A 4,852-nucleotide genomic window follows, 5' to 3' on the forward strand; every position below is an offset into this window, starting at 1 on the left:
AGCGGCAAGGCCGGCTTGTGCTTGCCGTAGCCGTAGCGGTTGGCCTGCTCGGCGTCCTTCTCCTGGATATGGCCGCTGTCGCGCAGGATGATTTCCGCCACGTCCCGTGTGGCGGCGCTGGCCAGGATGGGTCCGCGGAATCCGTCCTTGACCAGTTTGGGCAGATAGCCGGAATGGTCCAGGTGGGCGTGGGTCAGCACCACCGCGTCGATGCTTGAGGGCTCGACCTGGAGGGGGGCCCAGTTCTGTTCGCGCAGGGTCTTGAGGCCCTGGAACAGGCCGCAGTCGACCAGGATGCGGCGGCCGTCCGCCTCCAGCAGGTGTTTTGATCCGGTGACGGTGCCGGCGCCGCCGAGGCTGGTGAGACTGATCACGAGGAAGATCCTTCCGGGGGTGAGACTTGCAGGATGCGGGGGTGGGCGTCGCCGCGAACGGCGGCCAGTTCCGCGGGGGTGAGAACGCCGGACGCGTCGGCGCCGAGGAGGTCCGCGCAGGCAACCGCTGCATGGGCCCAGGTGCACCGGTTGGCGAACAGCATGCCCGGGGTGTCGAGGGTTCCGCCGCGGCTGATGTAGCCCAGGGCCCGGGTGCGTCGGGGTCCGCCGTCGAGGCGGCGCAGCAGGCCGAGCATGGGCTCGGGCCGCGTATGGGTCAGGATCAGGCGCGGCAGGCGCTCGGGGAAGCAGGCCTCCAGGTCCTCGGGCGACGCGGTATGCCTCGCCTCGATCTCGTCGCGCGGGGCCCGGAACCGGCCCGGCTCGAGCAGGGCCACGACGCAGACCCGGCGGCCGCTCCGTTCCAGCCGGACGGCGGCGGCGATGGCTTCTCGGGCCTGATAGGCGCCGACCGCGACGATCTGCATCTCGGCCGCGGCCGGGTCGCCGTGAATCACCCCCGCGCCCCTCGCCCACAGGGCCTCGGCGGCGGCGGCGTCGACCAGGCAGGGCCCGATCCGTTTCGGGACGACGAGACAGGCGACCTCGCCGCGGCCGCCGTAGACGCCGCGAAGCGCGGCCACGGCGCTGTTGGCGTCGACCGGGAACAGCACCCGCGCGGTGTCGGACATCTCCCCGAGCAGCGCCTCGGCCAGGGTCGGATCCTGATGCGACTGTTCGTTCTTGCCGTTCTCCCAGGTATGGGAGGTGGCGACCAGCGGCACGCTCAGCCATTGCGGCGGGACGCCGATCTCCCGCTGCCGCCGCGCGAAGAGGATCTCCTGGCGCAGCAGACCCAGCATCTTCACGGCGAAGGCCTCGTAGCTGACGATCAGGTTGAGGCCGCCCTTGTTGCCCAGGGCCGCGCCGGCCACGGCCTCCTCGTTCAGGGCCGTGACGACGGCCCCGTCCACCGCTTCCGGCAGGCCCGGCTCCGGGCGGTTCACCCGGTGGCGGAGCCGCTCGAGCGTCCGTCCCATGCCGTTGCTGCGGAGTTCGTCCGGGTTGCCGAGCCGGACGCGCAGGCCCGGATTGGCGTCGACGAACGACACGAACCAGTCGTCGATCGCCGCCATGGGCGAACGCGGTCCGGCCTCCGGAGACGGCGCGGGCCGGACCGGCGCCGGCGGCGCTCGCCGCGCGGCCGGATGGCCGCTCTCGAGCGGACGGCGCTGCAGTTCATGCGTCGCCAGGGCGCCGAGCGCGGCCTCGAGTTCGCGCGGCGGCACGAAGAGGGCGGCGGCGGCGGCGTTGAAGGCGGCGCGCGCCGCTGAATCGGTGTGCGGGTTTCCCTCCAGCGGAAGGTTGTGGGCCCGGTTGGTCCCCGCCCCGGGAAAGCCGAAGCCTTTGACGGTGCGGGCGACCACATAAGGCAGCCGCGCCGGATAGAGGCGGTTGGGATCGGCGGTGAAACGCTTCAGCCGCTCTTCGGATTCCAGGATGGCCCAGGCCACGGCGGCGGGGTCGCGGCCGTCGATCTCGATCGGATCGAACCCGTTCAGGCGCAGGTGGCGGTCAAGCCAGTCCGCGCCGCCGTCCTGGGCGATCTCGGTGCGTTCCTCGATGCGGCGTCCGTTGAGGATCATGACGGGCGTGACGAGGCCGCAGTCCTCCGCCCGCCACCAGCGCGGCGACCAGTCCGAGCCGCGCTGCTCCTCGAAGGCGCCGTCGCTCAGGAAGGCGACCAGGCTCTCGCCGCGCAGCGGCATGTGGACATATTCGAGCTCGGCGAAGCCGAGATAGCCGCCCTCCGAGACGGCGCCCGCCGTCCCGGGGCCGGCGTGACTGCCGAGGGGAACCGCGGGGCGGCCGTCGGGACCGATCGCATAGCTGTAGAAGTCGGCCGCCAGCTGGGACAGGCCGGCGTCGGAGCGATCGTAGCGACCCTTCTGTCCCGGCGAGACGTCCCCGGTCAGGGCGTTGACCGCCTCCACGGCGGCGACGCAGTGGCCCTGCCCCATGATCCAGGCGCGCGTTCCCCCGGACAGCGCATTGGCGAGCAGATAGCCCACGAAGGCCGGGACCATGTTCAGCGATCCCCCGGTATGTCCCTCCGGCGCGGCCTTGAAGGCCTCCGCCGGCAGGGTCGCGCCGGACAGGTCCACGCGGCGCGCGTAGGTCATGTGCGCCACCAGCCACAGAGCGGCGCTGGCCAGCCGATCAGCCGCGGCCAGCAGACGGTGGACCGACTCCTCGTCCGGCCAGACGCCGCGCCGCACGAGGCGGTCGGTCGTCGCGGCCAACCGCTCGACGGTCTCCGGGCTCCGCACCAACGGCCCGTAGCCGCCCCGCCATGTCTCCGCCCAGCGCATCGATTCCTCGTCCGTCCGTCAGCGTCCGGCCTCGATCCGGTCGTGCGTATGACGCCGCTCGCACGGAATGCTTACGGCGGGGGGATCGATGTCGCCGCGCCTTGCGCGCGGTCCCCCGGGGCGCCAAGATGATCGCCTGCCTGATGAAACGGATGACGAGATGTGCCTGTCGGCGCCCGTGAGCTTCGCCGCCGCCGCCCTGCTGATCCCGACCGGCGGCTTCACCGTGGCGACGGCGCTGAGGCGTGATCCGCGCTACGCCATGCTGGCCGCTCTGCCGATCCTTCTGGGCCTCCAGCAACTGATGGAGGGGTTCATCTGGGTGGCGGGCTCCGGCGGCGATCCGGAGGGCGCCCGCCTCTATTCCCTCGCCTATATGTTCTTCGCCTGGGTGGCCTGGCCGATCTGGCTGCCGGTCTCGGTGTATTTCATCGAGCCGCACCGGCGGCGCGCGGCCTATCTGGTGTTCGCGGTCGCCGGGGCCGCCCTGGGGGCGGTTCAGTTCATTCCCTATCTGGTCCACGAGGGCTGGCTGCAGGTCACCCTGCTGCCCCGCGCGATCCGCTACAGCGACACCGAACTGCTCGACGCGGTCATCGGCCGGCCCATGACCTACCTTGTCTATGTCACGATCATCATCGTCCCGCTGCTGCTTTCGACGGATCGCACGGCAAGGGTGTTCGGCGGCCTGGTGGCGCTGGTGCTGGCGGTCACCGTCGGCTTCTTCCAGTGGGCCTATATCTCGGTCTTCTGCTTCGGCGGCGCGGCGGCGTCCCTGTATCTGATCTGGGCCCTCTCCCGGAAGCCGGCGGCGTCGCCCGCGCCCTGCTGAGGCGTCGCGCGGGCCGTCGCGCGGGTGGCGTCACTCCGGCCGGGCGGCGCGCCGCGAGGCCCGGAACGTCTTCAGATCCCGCGCCAGCCGGATCCACAGCAGGATGAACCCCGAGACCACGATGCTCAGCGTCAACGCCGTGGTGATGATGATCAGGGGGTGGTTGAAATCCTCGCCGTGCTGTCGATGTCCGGCAGTTCGGTGCTGGTGGCCGTCAACGCGCTGATGCTCAAACGGCTGCGGCTCGGCGCCGGCATGGGCGCCCGGCAGCCCGCTACGTCAGGGGCGGCGCCGATCTAGCTTCGCCAGTACCGCGTTTTCCCTGGTGACCGAGGCCCGCTGAGCGCCGCAGCGGACAGGGCGGCTCCTCCAGCCGGAGATGCTCCAGCTGTTCGGCGGACGGTGAGGTCGTCCGGGCGGAGCTGATCCGCCACACCGCCCGACGCCGGTTTGGCTTGACGGGGAACCTCCTGCGGAAAGAGCAGGCGGGGCATCCGACGACATCGGCTGGTGGAAACCGGGTGAAGCGGATGTCTATACGCATAGACGCTCCGTATCCCTCAACAAAACAGGAGTCGAAGGGAATCTTTTTAAGCACTTGATTCAGCACAAATCTAGGCGTTGCTTACTCAGGAATCTTCACTGACTTCATGCAGGGGACCAACCATGAGTTTACAGAGCCTCGTCACCGCTTCCAGCCGGGGAACACCGTCCACATACCCCCGGCTTGCTGCCTCCGCGACGCCGGCGGCTGAAATTCGCCGCCTCGTCGAGCGCCGTCTCCGCGAGAATCGTCCGACGCATTTGCGCTACCTCGTCAAACGGCTGCGCTCGCCCGAAGACGCCGAGGACGTCCTGCAGGAATTCGCTCTCAAGGTGACCCTGGCGGCGGGCCGGCTGACCGACTCTGGCAAGGTGGACGCCTGGCTCGGGATCGCGTTGCGCAACGCCCTGTTCGATCGTTACCGCCGCAACGCGGCTCGAGCCCGGTTGACGAACGCCCTCGACGCCGAGCCCCGATATGACGAGGGGAACGGAACTAACGACGACGTCCACCGCGCGCTGCACTGTCTCGCGCAGGCCCTCGCCGAGCTTCCGCCGGAAACCGCTCGCCTGCTGCGCAAGGCGGAAATGGAAGATGTCCCTTTGGCGGCGATCGCCGGCGAGATGCGACTGACCGCCAACAACGTCGGCGTGCGGGTGCACCGGGGCCGCGCCGCGCTGCGGCGGCAGATGCTGGCGCACTGCCAGGCCTGCCCGGAGCCCTGCGCCCT

5 protein-coding genes are annotated in these 4,852 nt (G+C 70.4%); 3 read left to right on the plus strand and 2 right to left on the minus strand.

Annotated elements, in window-relative coordinates:
- Both B2U11_RS01280 and B2U11_RS01285 read right to left on the minus strand, forming a co-directional pair.
- A partial coding sequence (locus B2U11_RS01280) for an MBL fold metallo-hydrolase (protein ID WP_292069220.1) occupies positions 1–374 on the minus strand: 374 nt, incomplete at its 3' end.
- Complete coding sequence (locus B2U11_RS01285) at positions 371–2,746, minus strand: xylulose 5-phosphate 3-epimerase (protein WP_292069221.1); 2,376 nt, start codon at positions 2,744–2,746, stop codon at positions 371–373. The genes B2U11_RS01280 and B2U11_RS01285, both read right to left, overlap by 4 nt.
- Positions 2,747–2,906: 160 nt before the next feature.
- On the opposite strand from B2U11_RS01285, the gene B2U11_RS01290 reads away from it, so the two are divergent.
- From B2U11_RS01290 to B2U11_RS01300, 3 genes are all read left to right on the plus strand, one after another.
- Entirely contained in the window at positions 2,907–3,578 is a 672-nt protein-coding gene (locus B2U11_RS01290) for a DUF6629 family protein (RefSeq protein ID WP_292069222.1), read from the plus strand.
- Positions 3,579–3,737: 159 nt separating this feature from the next.
- Positions 3,738–3,878: a hypothetical protein gene (locus B2U11_RS01295; RefSeq protein ID WP_292069223.1), complete on the plus strand. Its 141-nt coding sequence runs from the start codon at positions 3,738–3,740 to the stop codon at positions 3,876–3,878.
- A gap of 366 nt (positions 3,879–4,244) precedes the next feature.
- On the plus strand, positions 4,245–4,852 hold a 608-nt coding region (locus B2U11_RS01300; RefSeq protein ID WP_292069224.1), incomplete at its 3' end, for an RNA polymerase sigma factor.

Origin of the sequence: Brevundimonas sp. UBA7534, assembly GCF_002479325.1 — a bacterium.
Classification (GTDB): domain Bacteria; phylum Pseudomonadota; class Alphaproteobacteria; order Caulobacterales; family Caulobacteraceae; genus Brevundimonas.